The 16,245-nt window shown below is 68.8% G+C and carries 17 protein-coding genes; 12 read left to right on the forward strand and 5 right to left on the reverse strand.

Annotated features, from left to right (window positions below; all coding sequences use genetic code 11):
- Positions 1 to 14: 14 nt before the first annotated feature.
- From SLW56_RS17625 to SLW56_RS17640, 4 genes are all read left to right on the forward strand, one after another.
- Positions 15 to 434 carry a hypothetical protein gene (locus tag SLW56_RS17625; protein WP_026144149.1) on the forward strand — a complete coding sequence of 140 codons (420 nt, stop codon included), beginning with the start codon at positions 15 to 17 and terminating at the stop codon, positions 432 to 434.
- 53 nt (positions 435 to 487) lie between these two features.
- Positions 488 to 922: a rhodanese-like domain-containing protein gene (locus tag SLW56_RS17630; RefSeq protein ID WP_150408901.1), complete on the forward strand. Its 435-nt coding sequence runs from the start codon at positions 488 to 490 to the stop codon at positions 920 to 922.
- Between the two features lie 88 nt (positions 923 to 1,010).
- A complete protein-coding gene (gene secB, locus SLW56_RS17635; protein WP_017907745.1) occupies positions 1,011 to 1,529 on the forward strand; it encodes a protein-export chaperone SecB in 519 nt (172 codons plus the stop codon).
- Positions 1,530 to 1,547: 18 nt separating this feature from the next.
- A complete protein-coding gene (locus tag SLW56_RS17640) occupies positions 1,548 to 2,573 on the forward strand; it encodes an NAD(P)H-dependent glycerol-3-phosphate dehydrogenase (protein WP_148829788.1) in 1,026 nt (341 codons plus the stop codon).
- Positions 2,574 to 2,749: 176 nt separating this feature from the next.
- On the opposite strand, the gene SLW56_RS17645 is transcribed toward SLW56_RS17640, so the two are convergent.
- Both SLW56_RS17645 and SLW56_RS17650 read right to left on the reverse strand, forming a co-directional pair.
- Positions 2,750 to 3,322, reverse strand: a complete 573-nt coding sequence (locus SLW56_RS17645; RefSeq protein ID WP_017907743.1) for an Ax21 family protein — start codon at positions 3,320 to 3,322, stop codon at positions 2,750 to 2,752.
- 244 nt (positions 3,323 to 3,566) lie between these two features.
- Positions 3,567 to 4,109, reverse strand: a complete 543-nt coding sequence (locus tag SLW56_RS17650; protein WP_152182519.1) for a TetR family transcriptional regulator — start codon at positions 4,107 to 4,109, stop codon at positions 3,567 to 3,569.
- Between the two features lie 147 nt (positions 4,110 to 4,256).
- Here SLW56_RS17650 and SLW56_RS17655 point away from each other — a divergent pair, with 147 nt between their 5' ends.
- Positions 4,257 to 4,946: a DUF1349 domain-containing protein gene (locus SLW56_RS17655; RefSeq protein WP_320695240.1), complete on the forward strand. Its 690-nt coding sequence runs from the start codon at positions 4,257 to 4,259 to the stop codon at positions 4,944 to 4,946.
- A gap of 85 nt (positions 4,947 to 5,031) precedes the next feature.
- On the opposite strand, the gene SLW56_RS17660 is transcribed toward SLW56_RS17655, so the two are convergent.
- Together SLW56_RS17660 and SLW56_RS17665 are read right to left on the reverse strand one after the other, a co-directional pair.
- Positions 5,032 to 5,511, reverse strand: a complete 480-nt coding sequence (locus SLW56_RS17660) for a tRNA (cytidine(34)-2'-O)-methyltransferase (protein ID WP_017907740.1) — start codon at positions 5,509 to 5,511, stop codon at positions 5,032 to 5,034.
- A 41-nt stretch (positions 5,512 to 5,552) separates the two neighbouring features.
- Positions 5,553 to 6,029: a hypothetical protein gene (locus SLW56_RS17665; RefSeq protein WP_043094087.1), complete on the reverse strand. Its 477-nt coding sequence runs from the start codon at positions 6,027 to 6,029 to the stop codon at positions 5,553 to 5,555.
- 414 nt (positions 6,030 to 6,443) lie between these two features.
- Between SLW56_RS17665 and SLW56_RS17670 the strand changes: the two genes are divergently transcribed.
- From SLW56_RS17670 to SLW56_RS17695, 6 genes are all read left to right on the forward strand, one after another.
- Positions 6,444 to 9,317 carry a pitrilysin family protein gene (locus tag SLW56_RS17670; protein ID WP_320695241.1) on the forward strand — a complete coding sequence of 958 codons (2,874 nt, stop codon included), beginning with the start codon at positions 6,444 to 6,446 and terminating at the stop codon, positions 9,315 to 9,317.
- A gap of 125 nt (positions 9,318 to 9,442) precedes the next feature.
- Positions 9,443 to 9,760 carry a DUF4156 domain-containing protein gene (locus SLW56_RS17675; RefSeq protein ID WP_152237149.1) on the forward strand — a complete coding sequence of 106 codons (318 nt, stop codon included), beginning with the start codon at positions 9,443 to 9,445 and terminating at the stop codon, positions 9,758 to 9,760.
- A gap of 102 nt (positions 9,761 to 9,862) precedes the next feature.
- On the forward strand, positions 9,863 to 10,879 hold the full coding sequence (locus SLW56_RS17680; RefSeq protein WP_017907736.1) for a 3-oxoacyl-ACP synthase III: 1,017 nt from the start codon (positions 9,863 to 9,865) through the stop codon (positions 10,877 to 10,879).
- A 118-nt stretch (positions 10,880 to 10,997) separates the two neighbouring features.
- Positions 10,998 to 12,170 (forward strand): Fic family protein, encoded by a 1,173-nt coding sequence (locus tag SLW56_RS17685; RefSeq protein WP_192578980.1) that lies wholly within the window; start codon positions 10,998 to 11,000, stop codon positions 12,168 to 12,170.
- A gap of 85 nt (positions 12,171 to 12,255) precedes the next feature.
- Entirely contained in the window at positions 12,256 to 13,161 is a 906-nt protein-coding gene (locus SLW56_RS17690) for an alpha/beta fold hydrolase (RefSeq protein ID WP_267085343.1), read from the forward strand.
- Positions 13,162 to 13,406: 245 nt separating this feature from the next.
- Positions 13,407 to 13,886 (forward strand): hypothetical protein, encoded by a 480-nt coding sequence (locus SLW56_RS17695; RefSeq protein ID WP_017907733.1) that lies wholly within the window; start codon positions 13,407 to 13,409, stop codon positions 13,884 to 13,886.
- 177 nt (positions 13,887 to 14,063) lie between these two features.
- On the opposite strand, the gene SLW56_RS17700 is transcribed toward SLW56_RS17695, so the two are convergent.
- Entirely contained in the window at positions 14,064 to 14,438 is a 375-nt protein-coding gene (locus SLW56_RS17700; protein ID WP_017911452.1) for a YkgJ family cysteine cluster protein, read from the reverse strand.
- A 145-nt stretch (positions 14,439 to 14,583) separates the two neighbouring features.
- Here SLW56_RS17700 and oleC point away from each other — a divergent pair, with 145 nt between their 5' ends.
- A complete protein-coding gene (gene oleC / locus SLW56_RS17705; RefSeq protein ID WP_295910798.1) occupies positions 14,584 to 16,245 on the forward strand; it encodes an olefin beta-lactone synthetase in 1,662 nt (553 codons plus the stop codon).

Consider the following 16,245-nt stretch of genomic DNA (forward strand, 5'->3'; position numbering starts at 1 on the left):
ACCTGGACGCCGCCATGCCCTCGATGTTCCGCGCGCTCGCGCTGCTGTTGCTGCTGGGCTGGACCGGCGCGGCCGTGGCCGGCAGCCGCGCGCAACAGCGCAAGCTCGACGATCTGCAGACCGCCTACGCCGCGGCGGTGCGCTGGAGCGAGTTCGAGACCGCCTGGCAGGTGGTCGACCCGGCCTACCGCCAGGCGCATCCGCTGACCGACCTGCAACTGGAGCGCTACCGGCAGATCCAGGTCTCCTCCTACAAGGTCGGCGGCGGCGCGGTCGGCGACGGCGAGGCGCTGCGCGAGATCGAACTGGGCGTGATCAACCGCAATACCCAGGCCGAGCGCATCGTCCGCTACCGCGAGCGTTGGCGCTGGGACCCCGAGGCCAAGACCTGGTGGCTGCAGGACGGCTTGCCGGACCTGTGGAACGGCCAGTAGCGCGGTCGCCGAGCTGTGCGACAATCGGCGCCCGCTTCCAGCCCCCGAGTCCCGTGAACTTCGAAGAACTGCTGGCCTTCGCCGGCCGCAACCCGATGCTGGCCCTGGCCCTGGTAGGCCTGACCATCGCCCTGATCGTCACCGAAGTGGCGCGCCTGTTCCGTGGCTACAAGAGCCTGCGGCCGGCGGAGCTGACCCGCCTGATCAACGCCGGCAATGCGGTGATGGTCGACCTGTCGGCCTCGGCCGATTTCGAGAAGGGCCACATCGCCGGCAGCCGCAATGCCACCGCCAGCCAGTTCGGCCCCGAGCACAAGCTGGTGGCCAACGCCAAGGCGCAGCCGGTGGTGCTGGTCTGCCGCACCGGCACCACCGCCGACGGCGCCGCCAAGCAGTTGAAGAAGGCCGGCTTCGAGCAGGTCTACGTGCTCGAGGGCGGCATCGCCGCCTGGCAGCAGGCCGAGCTGCCGCTGGTCAAGGGCCGCTGAGACACCGCGTCCGGTCCGACCTCGAGGGGCGCGGCCGGCGTGTGATAATCCCGTTTCTTTCTGTTACCGAATCCACCGGAGTCAAGCAATGTCCGACCTCACCAACAACGGCGCCGCGGCGCCGGCCGACGCCGCGGCCGGTCCGGCTTTCACCATCGAGAAGATCTACGTCAAGGACGTGTCCTTCGAGTCCCCCAACGCGCCGTCGGTGTTCAACGACAACGCGCAGCCGGAACTGCAGCTCAACCTCAACCAGCGCGTGCAGCAGCTGAATGAGCAGGCCTTCGAAGTCGTGCTGGCCGTGACCCTGACCTGCACCGCCGGCGGCAAGACCGCCTACGTGGCCGAAGTGCAGCAGGCCGGCGTGTTCGGCCTGGTCGGCCTGGACCCGCAGGCGGTGGACGTGCTGCTCGGCACCCAGTGCCCGAGCATCCTGTTCCCGTACGTGCGCTCGCTGGTCAGCGACCTGATCCAGGCCGGCGGCTTTCCGCCGTTCTTCCTGCAGCCGATCAACTTCGAGGCCCTGTACGCCGAGACCCTGCGCCAGCGCGCGCAGCAGGGCGAGGGCCAGTCGCTGGCCGATTCGGAGCCGGCCGGCAACGCCTGAGCGCGTTCGCCGTTGCGCATGCGCGATAACGCCAAGAAGAAGATCGCCGTCCTCGGCGCCGGCTCCTGGGGCACGGCGCTGGCGTCGCTGACCGCACGGCACGGGTACCCGACCGTGCTGTGGGGACGCGATGCCGTGGTCGCCGAGGCCATCGGGCAGCGCCACGAAAACCCGCGCTACCTGCCGGGGATCGCGTTGCCGGAGGGCCTGCAGGCCACCACCGACCTGGCGGCGGCCATCGACGGCGCCGACTGGATCCTGGTGGTGGTGCCGTCGCATGCGTTCACCGAAACCCTGCGCCAGCTCGCGCCGCTGCGCCCGGCGCAGGCCGGCGTGGCCTGGGCGACCAAGGGCTTCGAGCCCGGGTCCGGGCGTTTCCTGCACGAAGTGGCGCAGGAGATCCTCGGCGAGGAGGTCCCGCTGGCGGTGGTCACCGGCCCGTCCTTCGCCAAGGAAGTGGCCCTGGACCTGCCGACCGCGGTGACCGTGCACGGCGATGCCGCGTTCGCGCAGCAGGTCGCCGATGCGATGCACGGCCCGACCTTCCGCGCCTATACCGGCGACGACATGGTCGGCGCCGAGCTGGGCGGGGCGATGAAGAACGTGCTGGCGGTGGCCACCGGTGTGGCCGACGGCATGGAACTGGGCCTCAACGCCCGTGCCGGCCTGATCACCCGCGGCCTCAACGAGATGCTGCGGCTGGCCGCGGCGATCGGCGCCAAGCCGGAAACCCTGATGGGGCTGGCCGGACTCGGCGACCTGGTGCTCACCTGTACCGGCGACCTCTCGCGCAACCGTCGGCTGGGCCTGGCGCTGGGCCGTGGGCAACCGCTGCAGGAGGCGGTGCGCGCGATCGGTCAGGTGGTCGAGTCGGTGCAGACCGCCGACGAGGTGATGCGCCAGGCCGAGCGCCACGGCATCGATCTGCCGATCTCCAACGCGGTGCGCGCGGTCCTGCATGGCGAGCTGACCCCGGCGGTCGGCCTGCAGCAGCTGCTGGCGCGCGAACAGAAGCCCGAGTACCCGACCACCTTGTTCAGTTGATCCGGCTGCCGCCGGACACGAAAGCGCCCGGCCTGGCCGGGCGTTTGCGTGTCTGCATATCCGTGGGTCAGCGATGAGCCGGATCGGCAGGCAAAAAAAAGCCCGGTCGTGGGACCGGGCTTTCCGAACCGCGCGCGGCGGGAGAGAGAGACGACGCGCGCGGCGCTAGGCAACGCTTACCAGCTGAAGCGCGGGCCGACGAACCATTCCTTGTCGCCGTGGCGGTCCATCTTCAGGTCGGCGCTCAGGCCCCAGTTCTGGTTCAGCTTGGCCTGGGCGCCCAGACGGCCGTAGAAGGTGCCTTCCGGATTGACGCCGTCCTTCTTCAGGTAGTCCTCGTAACCACCCAGGGCATAGACTTCCAGGTACGGGTTGAACGCGGTGCGGATACCCGCTTCGGCGCTCCAGCCGTTGAACTTGGTGCCGTATTCCGGGGCGAAACGGTTGTAGGCCACGCGGGTCACCAGGTCGGTGCTGGTCGCGATCTCGTGGTTGTAGCCGGCGCCGACGCGCCACTGGTCGACGCGTGCGTCGGCAAAGTCGGTCTTCTGGCGGTTGAAGTCGCCGAACACGCTGAAGTTCGGGTGGAACGCGTAGGAACCCTTGACCGCCCAGCCGTCGGCATCGCCGCCGCTGGCGTCGGTCTTGACGTAGCCGGCTTCGGCATAGTTGTAGGAAAGGCCTTCGGCGGCCGAAGCGGCGAACGGCAGGGTGGCCAGGAGGCCGAGAGCAAGCAGAGAGGTCTTCATAATCGGGGTACCTTCGTTATTGGTTTGTCGGCGCTGAGGCGTGGGGCCGTTCGCTGCCGATATGTAAATTATCCGTTAGCGACCCGAACTCGCCCTGAATCCCAAACCGACCAGTCCATAAATTAAACGCCCCGTTCAGGCGCTCGCGATGCATTGTTGTGATGCGCGCCGTTGCATTCCAGGCAACAGGGAATTTCAGGACTGTCGGCGCAGGTGGCGACGCCCACCGCGTGCGAGCGGCACGCTACAGCGCGGCAAGCGTCTCGATCGCCGCGCGCACGCGCTGCCTGTCCATGGGCACGACCGAGCGGTGGATGGTCGCGCCTTCGATGAAGGCATCGATGGCGGCGGATGCGGCGACGGAGAACTGCGTTTCCAGGGCGGCCCGGCTCCTGGCCATCCACTGCTGCATGATCGCGGTCATCTCCGGATGCCGGCGGGCGAACGCATACAGTTCGTAGCTCAGCAGCAGCACCCGCGGGGACGCCGTCCCCTCGGCGAAGATGATGTTCACCACCGCCTCGCAGGCCTGGTCGCGGTTCTGCGCGGTGCGGATTTCGGCGGCGAAGTCGGCGGACACCTCCTGGGAAAATCGGGTGAACGCGGCGACCAGCAGGTCGTGCATCGAGCCGAAATAGTAGGTGGTGGCGCTGAGCGGAACGCCGGCTTCCTCGGCGACCTTGCGGAAGGTGGTGCCGGTGACGCCGTGATCCAGGATCACCCGCAGCGCGGCCTGCTCGATCGCTTCCTTCCGGTGCGGATCCTGGCGCCAGGTCCTGCCGCTCATGCCTGTCCAACGCTGTCTCGACGAAGCCGATGATCGCAGGTCGCGGTTGACGCCTCAATTGGTACAGATGTACAAATTCGCCGATGAGGTCGACGAAGGCCATCGCCGCGATGGCGCCTCCGAAACAGCGACGTGAGGAGCAGTGCGATGGCGAATTCCGGGGAGCAGGACGTGCATATCGGTCGTCGGGCGACCCTGGGTGGGCTCGCCGCCGGCAGCGTCGTGCTGGCGAGGGGTGCGCGCGCGGGGGCAGCTTCCGGCTGGGAGGCGGGCACCTGGCTCAACGCGCCCAAGGTCCATCGGATCCTGCCGGGCGGCGTGCTCGAGGTCGTCACCGACAAGGGCGGCGATTTCTGGCGCGAAACCCATTACGGGTTCACCCGCGACAGCGGGCATTTCCTCGGCATCGCCGCGCCCGTGCGCTTCACCTGCCAATTGCGCGTGCGCGGCAAGTTCGAACAGCTCTACGATCAGGCCGGCCTCATGGTGCGGGTCGACGAGCGCCGCTGGGTCAAGGCCGGCATCGAACTGAGCGATGGGCGGCCGATGCTCAGCAGCGTATTGACCGACGGCCGTTCGGACTGGGCCACCGGCCCGTACGAAGCGGACGCGTCGGATTTCTGGATGCGCGCCACCGTGGACAAGGGCGTGCTGCGCCTGCAGGTCTCGCGCGACGGGAAATCCTGGCCGCTGGTGCGGTTGTGCCCGTTCCCGGTCGCCTCCTCCTATCTCGTCGGCCCGATGACGTGCACGCCGGAACGGGAAGGATTGAAGGTCCGCTTCTCCGACTGGAGCCTGGGGCCGGTGCTGGGCAAGGACCTGCACGATCTGTCCTGACGCCTGCAGTGCCGCGGCGTGCTGCGTCAGCGATGCAGCGATAGAACATCGGATGGCGCGTTGCCAGGCGACGCGCGACGTACGCTCAGTCGGCGCCGGGAAAGCCCAGTTGCCGCCACGCCTCGAACACCACCACCGCGACCGCGTTGGACAGGTTGAGGCTGCGGTTGTGCGGCTGCATCGGCAGGCGCAGGCGCTGCGCGTCGGGCACTTGCTCCAGCACCGTGTCCGGCAGGCCGCGGGTTTCCGGGCCGAACAGGAAGGCGTCGCCGTCGGCGAAGGCGGGCGTGTCGTAGCGGGTGCTGCTGCGGGTGCTGAGGGCGAACAGGCGGCGCGGGGCGATGGCCTGCAGGGCCGCATCCAGCGATGCATGGACCTGCAATCGTGCGTACTCGTGGTAATCCAGGCCGGCGCGCTTGAGCTGACGGTCGCCGAGGTCGAAGCCCAGCGGCTCGATCAGGTGCAGTTGCGCGCCGGTGTTGGCGCAGAGACGGATGACGTTGCCCGTGTTGGGCGGAATTTCGGGCTGGTACAGCAGAACGTGCAGCGTTGGGGTGGCGATCATCGGCGCAGTGTACGCGCCGGCGCGGAGGCCTTGGTGCCGATTCAGCGCACCAGGCCGACCGCCAGGTCCTGGCCCAGCTTCTGCAGGCTCGGCTGCAGCTGCAGCATCGCTGTGTCCAGCGTCTCGCCGACCACGTCGCCGATCGCCAGCATGCTGCCCATGTCCGCATCCGGACGCACCTGCACGGTGGCCAGGGTCACCACGTGCTGGCTGGCGGCCTGCTCCTGGTTGCGCTCGGCGAGCTGCTCGGCCGAGGGCCGCACCTGCACCGCCGCCAGGGTGGCGATGCGACTGGACAGTTCGGCGTCGCGCTGGGCGATCTGCTCGGCCGAGGGGCGCACCTGCACCGCCGCCAGGGTGGCGATGCCGCTGGTCTGCTCGACGTTGCGCTGGGCGATCTGGTCGGCCGACGGGCGCACCTGCACGGTCTCCAGGGTGGTGATCTGCGCGGCGGCGAAGGACGGCGCGGCGAACAGGGCGGCGATGGCGGCGGTCAGGAGCAGGGTGGTGGTCTTCATGGCGGGCCTCGTTGGTGTTGTTGATCAGTGGTGTGGTAGTAAAGTAGTACACCTAATCAGGGGTTGCAAGAACTTTTTTGCGCCCGGTTGTTTTATTAAGCTTTCATTCACTTAATGCCGGTGGCTCTTGCGCTTGAGGATGTGTAAGCAGACCGCGTGCCAATTCCAAGTTTCTGTTTTTGAATGAGAATTTTCCTTGGCGATGTGTCCGCGGGCGGACACCCGGGCGCTCGCGTACGCCGGACGCGGACACCGCGGCGCCGTCCGCGGCGGCAGCCGACCCGCTGATGGGTCGGAGGTGACGCCGTTGAAGGAGGACGTCAGCGACAACGGCGGACTGCGCGCCGTGCGGTACGCCCGGTACGATCGGCGTTCACCGGCTGTTTCACTCGCCCCAAGGAAGAAGGAATCCGCATGACCGTCTCGACCCGCCCGCGTGGCACCCTGCTGGCCGTCGCCCTGTCCGTCGCGCTCGGCGCATTGAGCTACGCGCCGCCTTCGACGGCGGCCAGGCCTGCTGCCGCCGCGTCGGTGGATATCGCCTACGAGCAATTCACCCTGCCCAATGGGTTGCGGGTGGTGGTGCACACCGATCGCAAGGCGCCGATCGTGGCGGTCAACCTCTGGTACCACGTCGGCGCCAAGGACGAGCCGGCCGGGCGCACCGGGTTCGCGCATCTGTTCGAGCACCTGATGTTCCAGGGCAGCGAGAACCACCACGGCGAGTTCTTCGAGCCGTTCAAGCAGGTCGGCGTCACCGACCAGAACGGCACCACCAACAGCGACCGCACCAATTACTTCGAGAACGTGCCGACCACCGCGCTGGACATGGCGCTGTGGATGGAGTCGGACCGCATGGGCCACCTGCTCGGCGCCATCGATCAGGCGGCGCTGGACGAGCAGCGCGGGGTGGTGCAGAACGAGAAGCGCCAGGGCGAAAACCAGCCGTACGGGCAGGCCTGGAGCCGGCTGAGTCGCGCGCTGTACCCGGCCGGCCACCCGTACCACCACACCGTCATCGGCTCGATGAACGACCTCAACGCGGCCTCGCTGGCCGACGTGAAGCAGTGGTTCCGCACCTGGTACGGTCCCAACAACGCGGTGCTGGTGCTGGCCGGCGACATCGACGTGGCCACGGCCAAGGAGAAGGTGACGCGCTACTTCGGCGACATCCCGGCCGGCCCGAGCATGGCCCAGCCCAAGGTCGACGTGGCCCAGCGCAGCCAGTCCACCCGCGAGACCATGACCGACAAGGTGCCGCAGACGCGGATCTATCGCGTCTGGAACGTGGCGCAGACCGGTACCGAGGACGTCGACCGCCTGCAACTGCTGGCGCAGGTGCTGGGCGGCGCCACCTCCTCGCGGCTGGACCGGCGCCTGGTCCACCAGGACAAGCTGGTGGATATGGTCAGCGCCTCGGTCTGGCCGTCGCAGCTCGGCTCCGGCTTCGGCATCATCGCCATGGTCAAGCAGGGCGTGGACCCGGCCAGGGTCGAGGCGGCGATCGACGAGGAACTGCGCCGGCTGCTGGACAAGGGGCCGGACAAGGCCGAACTGGCGCGCGCCAAGACCGCCTTCCGCGCCGGCTTCATCCGTGGCGTCGAGCGCATCGGCGGCTTCGGCGGCAAGGCCGACGTGCTGGCCGAGTGCGCGGTGTACACCGGCGACCCCGGCTGCTTCCGTACCTCGCTGGCGACCATCGCCGACACCCGCCCGCGCGATCTCACCGCCGTCGGCCGCAAGTGGCTGGGCAAGGGCGACTACACCCTGCTGGTGCAGCCGGGCGAACGCGTGGCGCAGGCCGAGGAGCCGACGGTGCAACCGGCGCCGCTGAATCCGCCGCCGGTCGATCCCAAGTACCGCACCCTGCCCAGCGTGGTCGACCGCAGCGCCGGCCCGCCCAAGACCACCCAGTTTCCGAAACTGACGTTCCCGACGCTGCAGCGCGCGACGCTGAAGAACGGCACCACGATGATCCTGGCCGAACGCCACGAGGTACCGGTGGTGCAGTTCAGCTACGAGTTCCAGGGCGGCTACAGCGCCGACCAGGGGCGCAAGCCGGGGACGGCCAACTTCACCATGGGCATGCTCGACGATGGCGCCGGCGAGCGCGATGCGCTGGCGTTCGCCGATGCGGCCGAGGCATTGGGGGCGTCGCTGGCGGCCGGCGCTGCGCTGGACGGCAGCAATGCCTACCTGTCGGCGCTGAAGGAGAACCTGGCGCCGTCGCTGGCGCTGTACGCGGACATGCTGCGGCGGCCGCGCTTCGCGCCGAACGAGATCGAACGGGTCCGCGCCAGCTGGATCGCCAGCATCCGCCAGGAGAAGGCCCAGCCCAACGGCGTGGCGATGCGGGTGCTGCCGCCGCTGCTGTACGGCGTCGGCCATCCCTACGCGATGCCGTTCAGCGGCATCGGCACCGAGGCGGCGATCGCGGCCCTGCAGCGCGAGGATCTGGTCGACTTCCACCGCGACTGGGTGCGCCCGGAGCACGCCACCCTGATCGTGGTCGGCGACACCACCCTGGCCGAGATCGTGCCGCTGCTGGACGCGCAGTTCGGCGACTGGAAGGGTGAAGGGACGGCGCCGTCGGTGCCGGTCCCGGCCCGCGTGGCGCGGCCGGCCAAGCCGCGCGTGTACCTGATCGACCAGCCCGGCGCGGTGCAGGCCAACCTGTTCGCCTCGGAACTGGTGCCGCCGACCACCGATCCGGCGGCGGTCCGCTTCGACATCGCCAATGGCGTGATCGGCGGCGACTTCACCTCGCGCCTGAACATGAACCTGCGCGAGAACAAGCATTGGTCCTACGGCGCGCGCAGCGGCGCGGCCAGCGCCCTCGGCCAGCGGCCGTGGACCGCCTCGGCCCCGGTGCAGATCGACAAGACCGCCCCGGCGCTGCAGGAGATGTACAAGGAGATCAGCGCCTTCGCGAGCGGCAAGGCACCGCCGACGGCGGAGGAGGTGGCACGCATCCGCAACATCCAGACCCTGAGCCTGCCGGGCGCCTACGAGACGGCCAGCGCGGTGATGGGCGCGATCGGCGGCATCGTCCGCTACGGCCGCCCCGACGACTACGTGTTCAAGCGCAAGGCCGAGATCGAGGCGATGACCCCGGCGCAGGTGCGCGAGGCGGCGTCGATGCTCGACCCGAACACCTTGACCTGGGTGGTGGTGGGCGACCTCAAGCAGATCGAGGCGCCGGTGCGCGCGCTGAAGCTGGGCGAGGTCACCGTGATCGATGCCGACGGGGTGCCGCAGGGCGCGGCGGCGGCCCCGGCGCCGCGCTGAGTGCGGCAGGTGCGCGTCGGCGATGGCCGGCGCGCGCCGCCTGCCGGCGCCGGCGGGCCGACGGTGTCATGGCCGATTCAGCGTTTTGCGGCACAATCCGGATTCACCTGCCAACGGGCCCGTCCATGCGTCTACCGATCGCCTTCGTCCTGCTCGCCACGCTCGCCGGCTGCACCTGGGTGCCGATGGCGCCGGAAGGCAAAGGGGTGCGAGTCCTGCCGCCAGGTCAGGCCGCCAGCGGCTGCGAGAAGCGCGGCGAGGTGGTGGTGTCGGTGAAGAGCAGCGTCGGCTTCTACCAGCGCAACCCGCTGCGGGTGCGCGAGGAGCTGGAGACCCTGGCCCGCAACGAGGCGCCCGGCGTGGGCGCCAACACCGTGCAGGCGATGGGCGACCCGGTCGACGGCGACCAGCGCTTCACCGCCTACCAATGCAGCGGCCGCTGAACCGCTCAGACCATACGCTTTCCGGGGATTTGTTAAAGATGCGGTAAAACGGTGTAACCGCTAGAATTGGCGCCCCCTCGCCTGACCCTGGCGTACACCTCGATGCTCTTCACCAACGTCTCGATCGCGGGACTGGCGCATATCGACGCGCCGCACACGCTGACCTCCAAGCAGATCAACGCGCGCCTGCAGCCTACCTTGGACCGGCTGCGGATCCGTGCCGACGTGCTCGGCGACATCGCCGGCGTCCACGCGCGGCGCATGTGGGACCAGGACCTGCAGGCGTCCGACGTGGCGACGCTGGCGGCGCGCAAGGCGATGGGCGATGCGGGCATCGAGGCTGGGCAGGTCGGGCTGCTGGTCAACACGTCGGTGAGTCGCGATTACCTGGAGCCGTCCACCGCCAGCATCGTCGCCGGCAATCTGGGCGTGAGCGAGCAGTGCATGACCTTCGACGTCGCCAACGCCTGCCTGGCCTTCATCAACGGCATGGACATCGCGGCGCGCATGATCGAGCGTGGCGATATCGACTATGCGATGGTGGTCGATGGCGAGACCGCCAACCTGGTGTACGAGAAGACCCTGGAGCGGATGGCCTCGCAGGACCTGACCGCCGACGCCTTCCGCGACGAAATGGCGACCCTGACCCTGGGGTGCGGTGCCGTGGCGATGGTGATGGCGCGTACCGACCTGGCACCGGATGCGCCGCGCTACCGCGGCGGCGTGACCCGCTCGGCCACGCAGTGGAACACCCTGTGCCGGGGCAACATGGACCGCATGGTCACCGACACCCGCATGCTGCTGATCGAAGGCCTCAAGCTGGGCCAGAAGACCTTCGCCGCCGCGCGGCAGGCGCTGGGGTGGGCGGTGGACGAACTGGACCAGTTCGTCATCCACCAGGTCAGCCTTCCGCACACCAAGGCCTTCATGAAGAGCTTCGGGATCGACCAGAAGAAGGTCATGACCATCTTCGGCGAATACGGCAACATCGGCCCGGCCAGCGTGCCGATCGTGCTGAGCAAGCTGCGCGAGCTGGGCCGCCTGAAGAAGGGCGACCGGATCGCGCTGATGGGCATCGGCTCGGGCTTGAACTGCTCGATGGCCGAGGTGGTTTGGTAAGCGCCAGGCGCAGGACAGGCGCGCAAATTTTCCTTGCGTGCCGTATTTGGGTGTTTAGAAAGAAATTTGCTAAATTTCTTTCCTAAGAGCCGTCTCCGGCCACGGCAAGGATTGCCTGATGTCGTCTCGACGCTGTACCGGACACTATGTCCCCGGGTCGCTGGCGGGCAGCCGTTATCAGGCGTTCGTTCCTGATCCGCTGCCGCCCGAGCCGCCGCTGCAGTTGGCGGCGCCGCTGCTGATCGCGCGCAAGGAACAGGCCGACCAGGCGCTTGGTCGCCTCGATGGCATCACCCTGATGCTGCCGGACCCGGAGCTGTTCCTCTACCACTACGTGCGCAAGGAAGCGGTCCTGTCCTCGCAGATCGAGGGCACGCAATCGTCGCTGTCCGATCTGCTGCTGTTCGAACTGGACGAGGCACCGGGTGTGCCTCTGGACGACGTCGAAGAAGTCTCCAACTACGTCGCTGCGCTGAACCACGGGCTGCGGCGCTTGCGCGAGGATGACTTCCCGCTGTCGCTGCGCCTGATCCGCGAAATGCACGCGCTGCTGTTGCAAGGTGGGCGTGGTGCCGGCAAACGTCCGGGCGAATTCCGTTCGGGCCAGGTCTGGATCGGCGGTGCCTCGCCGGCGTTGGCGCACTTCGTGCCGCCGCCGCCGGAAGCCCTGGATGCGGTGCTGGCCGCCTTCGAGCGCTTCCTGCACGCGCCGGGCCGCGACGTCTCGCCGATGGTCAAGGCAGCCTTGGCGCATGTGCAGTTCGAAACCATCCATCCCTTCAGCGATGGCAACGGCAGGCTGGGGCGGCTGCTGATCGCGTTGATCCTGTGCAACGAAGGTGTGCTGCGCGCGCCCAGCCTGTACCTGAGCCTGTTCTTCAAGCGCCATCGCGCGCGTTATTACGAGCGCCTCAACGCGGTACGCACCGAGGGCGACTGGGAAGGCTGGCTGGATTTCTTTCTCGAGGGCGTTGCAGACACCGCGCAACAGGCGGTGTCCACCGCGCAGCGCCTGCTGGCGCTGCTGGCAGCCGACCGCACACGTATCGCCGGATTGGGAACGCGCGCTGGCAACGTGGGCCTGGTGTACGAGCAGTTCGCCCGTCGTGTCCTGCTGGGCGTGCCGCAGGTCCAGCCGCATTTGCCGCTCAGCGCACCGACGATCCGTGCCGCCATCCGCACCCTGCAGGATCTGGACATCGTCAACGAACTCACCGGGCAGCAGCGGCACCGCGTGTTCGCCTATCAGGCTTATCTGGACATCCTCAGCGAGGGTGCGCAGCCGTTATGAGTTCCCCAGTGCCGCACGCCGACGGCAATGCGCCATGCGCCGCGGCGGCGCCGTCTTCCCCCCCCATCTCGCATCGGTCCCCCGCATGAACTACCCCGGCTATCCCTTCACCCCGCAGCGCTTCCAGGTCCGCCCGGGGCTGCACATGTCCTATCTCGACGAAGGTCCGCGCGACGGCGAGGTGGTGGTGATGCTGCACGGCAATCCGTCGTGGAGCTATCTGTGGCGCACGCTGGTGAGCGGGCTGTCGGACCGCTACCGCTGCATCGTGCCCGACCACATCGGCATGGGCCTGTCGGACAAGCCGGACGATGCGCCGGGCGCGCAGCCGGGCTACGAGTACACCCTGCAGTCGCGCGTGGACGACCTGGACGCGCTGCTGCGGCATCTGCGCATCGACGGGCCGGTGACGCTGGCGGTGCACGACTGGGGCGGCATGATCGGTTTCGGCTGGGCGCTGTCGCACCATGCGCAGGTGCGGCGCCTGGTCATCACCAATACCGCGGCGTTCCCGCTGCCGGCGGCCAAGCCGATGCCGTGGCAGATCGCGATGGGGCGGCACTGGCGCCCGGGCGAGTGGTTCATCCGCACGTTCAATGCGTTCTCTTCGGGCGCGTCGTGGCTGGGCGTGTCGCGACGCATGCCCGCCGCTGTGCGTCGCGCCTACGTGGCGCCGTACGACAATTGGGCCAACCGCATTTCCACGATCCGCTTCATGCAGGACATTCCGCTGTCGCCGGCCGACAAGGCCTGGTCGCTGCTGGCGCGGGCCGAGCAGGCGCTGCCGTCGTTCGCCGATCGCCCGGCCTTCATCGGCTGGGGCCTGCGCGACATCTGCTTCGACCATCATTTCCTGGAAGGCTTCCGCCGCGCGTTGCCGCAGGCCGAGGTGATGGCCTTCGAGGATGCCAACCACTACGTGCTGGAAGACAAGCACGAGGTGCTGGTGCCGGCGATCCGCCGGTTTCTGGACGCACATCCGTTGTCCTGAGCACGCACGCCGGCCAGATCCGGCGTCTTCCTGCGGCGCGCCGCACATGCAGGAAGGGGATTGCCGCCGGTTGCGCCGTGATGCCGCCGCCGGCGTTGCGCCGTGGATCGTCTACACGGGCGCGCGCAAACTGCTACCGATTGCCGTGATGCAACATTGTTGGCTGGGTACAGTCGCCGCCGACGTGCGCGTCGCGCGGAAGCGGACGCTGCACGCAATCGGACAGGAGACAGAGAGTGAAAGCGATGGCGATGGCGATGCTGTTGACGGCGATGAGCGTGCCTGGTGCGCATGCGGAAGACCTGACCACGTCCGCGGACGGCAAGACGCTGACGGTCGGATTCGGCCAGCCCACCTGGAAGCAGGTGCTGCACTACCGCAAGCTGTACGACAAGAAGCCGTTCCCCGATGCGGAGATCTATTACTACAGCAACGGTATGTACAAGATCATTTCGCAGGGCGAGAACCACTACGGCGTGTACGTGCTGCAGGGCAGCTTCGACGACCAGACCTACACGATCCGCTTCATCTCGCTGCCGTCGGAGGACTGGGGCAACAAGACCGCCTTCCACCAGCTGACTTTCATCCGTGGCGAGGACAGGAACGTCTTCATCCAGAACGCGATCGTCGACACCGGCGAGGCCATCGCCCAGCAGAACGGCACCTACACCCTCGAAAAGAACACCGTGACCAATCCGGTGCCGACGGCGTGGAAGCACCGCTGAGCCGATGCGGCGCGCGTTCGCCGTGCTTCGGATGCCGCCAGGATGGGCGTTTGCAGGAGTTTGCGTAGGAGCGGCTACAGCCGCGATCGGGCGTTGCCGGTAACGCGGATCGCGGCTGATCCCGCGACGACAAGGGCAGATGCTACGGCCCCCCTGCCGTGTTGGCGCCGCCGCCGCTCAGGCGTCCGGCAGATTGCGTTCGACTACGCCGTCCCAGTCGGCCAGGGTCAGCAGCGGCAGGCCGTGCGCCAGACGCGACTTGTCGCACTGCGCGCTGCGTTCGCCGAACTCCAGCGAGGCCGGCACCGCGGCGCACACCGACGGCCGCCGCTCGTGGATGCTGCAGCGACTGTAGCGGCCGATGTCCGCGTCCAGGGCGATGCAGCGCGGCTGCGCCTGCGAGGTGCCACGCATCACCCGCTCATGGGTGCGCAGCGGTTCGGTCAGCTCGAACGGGACCCTGCCGCCCAGCGCGGGATCGGCTTCGCTCCAGTGGAAACTGACGCGGAAGTAGGCGCAGCAGGCGCCGCAGGTGAGGCAGGGATGGGACATGGCGGCCGGGCCTTGCGCGGCGAACAGCGTGGGGGGCGCGGCATTCTGACCGAACCGGAGCGCGCTGCAAGCATTCCGGCATTCAGCCGCGGCTGCCGCGGCCGGGGTGTCGGCTGCGGCCGGGCGCATCGGCGATAATCGGCGCATGACCACGACCTGCAACATCGCGGCGACGCTGCCGCGGCTGGCGCGCGAGCGCCCGGACCAGATCGCCATGCGCTGCCCCGGCCGACCCGGCCCCGGCGGCATGGCGGCCTACGACGTGACCCTGAGCTATGCGCAGCTGGACGCGCGCAGCGATGCCATCGCCGCCGGCCTGGGCGCCTACGGCATCGGCCGCGGCACCCGCACGGTGGTGATGGTGCGGCCGTCGCCGGAGTTCTTCCTGCTCATGTTCGCGCTGTTCAAGGCCGGCGCGGTGCCGGTGCTGGTCGATCCGGGCATCGACCGGCGCGCGCTCAAGCAGTGCCTGGACGAGGCGCAGCCGGACGCCTTCATCGGCATTCCCTTGGCGCAACTGGCGCGGCGCCTGCTCGGCTGGGCGCGCTCGGCAAAGCGGATCGTCACCGTCGGCCGACGCTGGGCCTGGGGCGGCACCACGCTGGCGCGGATCGAGCGCGCCGGCCAGGGCGCCGGCAGCCAGCTCGCAGACACGGCCGCGGACGACGTCGCCGCGATCCTGTTCACCAGCGGCTCCACCGGCGTGCCCAAGGGCGTGGTCTACCGGCACCGGCATTTCGTCGGCCAGATCGAGCTGATGCGCAATGCCTTCGACATGCAGCCTGGCGGGATCGATCTGCCCACTTTCCCGCCGTTCGCGCTGTTCGACCCGGCGCTGGGGCTGACCTCGGTGATCCCGGACATGGACCCGACGCGTCCGGCCAAGGTCGACCCGCGCAAGCTGCACGATGCGATGCAGCGCTTCGGCGTGACCCAGCTGTTCGGCTCGCCGGCCCTGATGCGGGTGCTGGCCGACTACGGCAAGCCGTTGACCAACGTGCGCTGCGCTACCTCGGCCGGCGCGCCGGTGCCGCCGGACGTGGTGGCGCGGATCCGCAGCCTGCTGCCGGAGGACGGCCAGTTCTGGACGCCCTACGGCGCCACCGAGTGCCTGCCGGTGGCGGTGATCGAGGGCCGCGAGTTGCAGGACACGCGTGCGGCGACCGAGCGCGGTGCCGGCACCTGCGTCGGCACGGTGGTGCCGCCCAACCAGGTGCGCATCATCGCCATCGACGACGCCGCGATTCCCGAGTGGAGCGGCGTGCGCGAAGTCCCCACCGGCACGGTCGGCGAGATCACCGTGGCCGGGCCGACCGCCACCGACACCTATTTCAACCGCGATGCGGCCACGCGCCTGGCCAAGATCCGCGAACGCCTGGACGACGGCAGCGAGCGCGTCGTGCATCGCATGGGCGACGTCGGCTATTTCGACGCGCAGGGCCGGCTGTGGTTCTGCGGGCGCAAGACCCAGCGCGTGGAAACCGCGCAGGGGCCGCTGTACACCGAACAGGTGGAGCCGATCTTCAACGCGCTGCCGGGCATCGGCCGCACCGCCCTGGTCGGCATCGGCGCGCCGGGGCAGCAGCGCCCGGTGCTGTGCTACGAGCTGGAAGTGGGCGCCATGCTCTCGAGCGGCCCTGAACTGCAGGCGCTGCAGCAGCGACTGCGCGATACCGCCGCCGCGCATGCGCACACGGCCGGCATCGTCGATTTCCTGAGCCATCCGGGCTTTCCGGTGGACATCCGCCACAACGCCAAGATCGGCCGCGAGAAGCTGGCGCTGTGGGCCGCGGAAAAGCTGCACTAA

This window comes from Xanthomonas sp. LF07-6 (assembly GCF_034105445.1).
In the GTDB taxonomy this organism is placed as follows: domain Bacteria; phylum Pseudomonadota; class Gammaproteobacteria; order Xanthomonadales; family Xanthomonadaceae; genus Xanthomonas_A; species Xanthomonas_A sontii.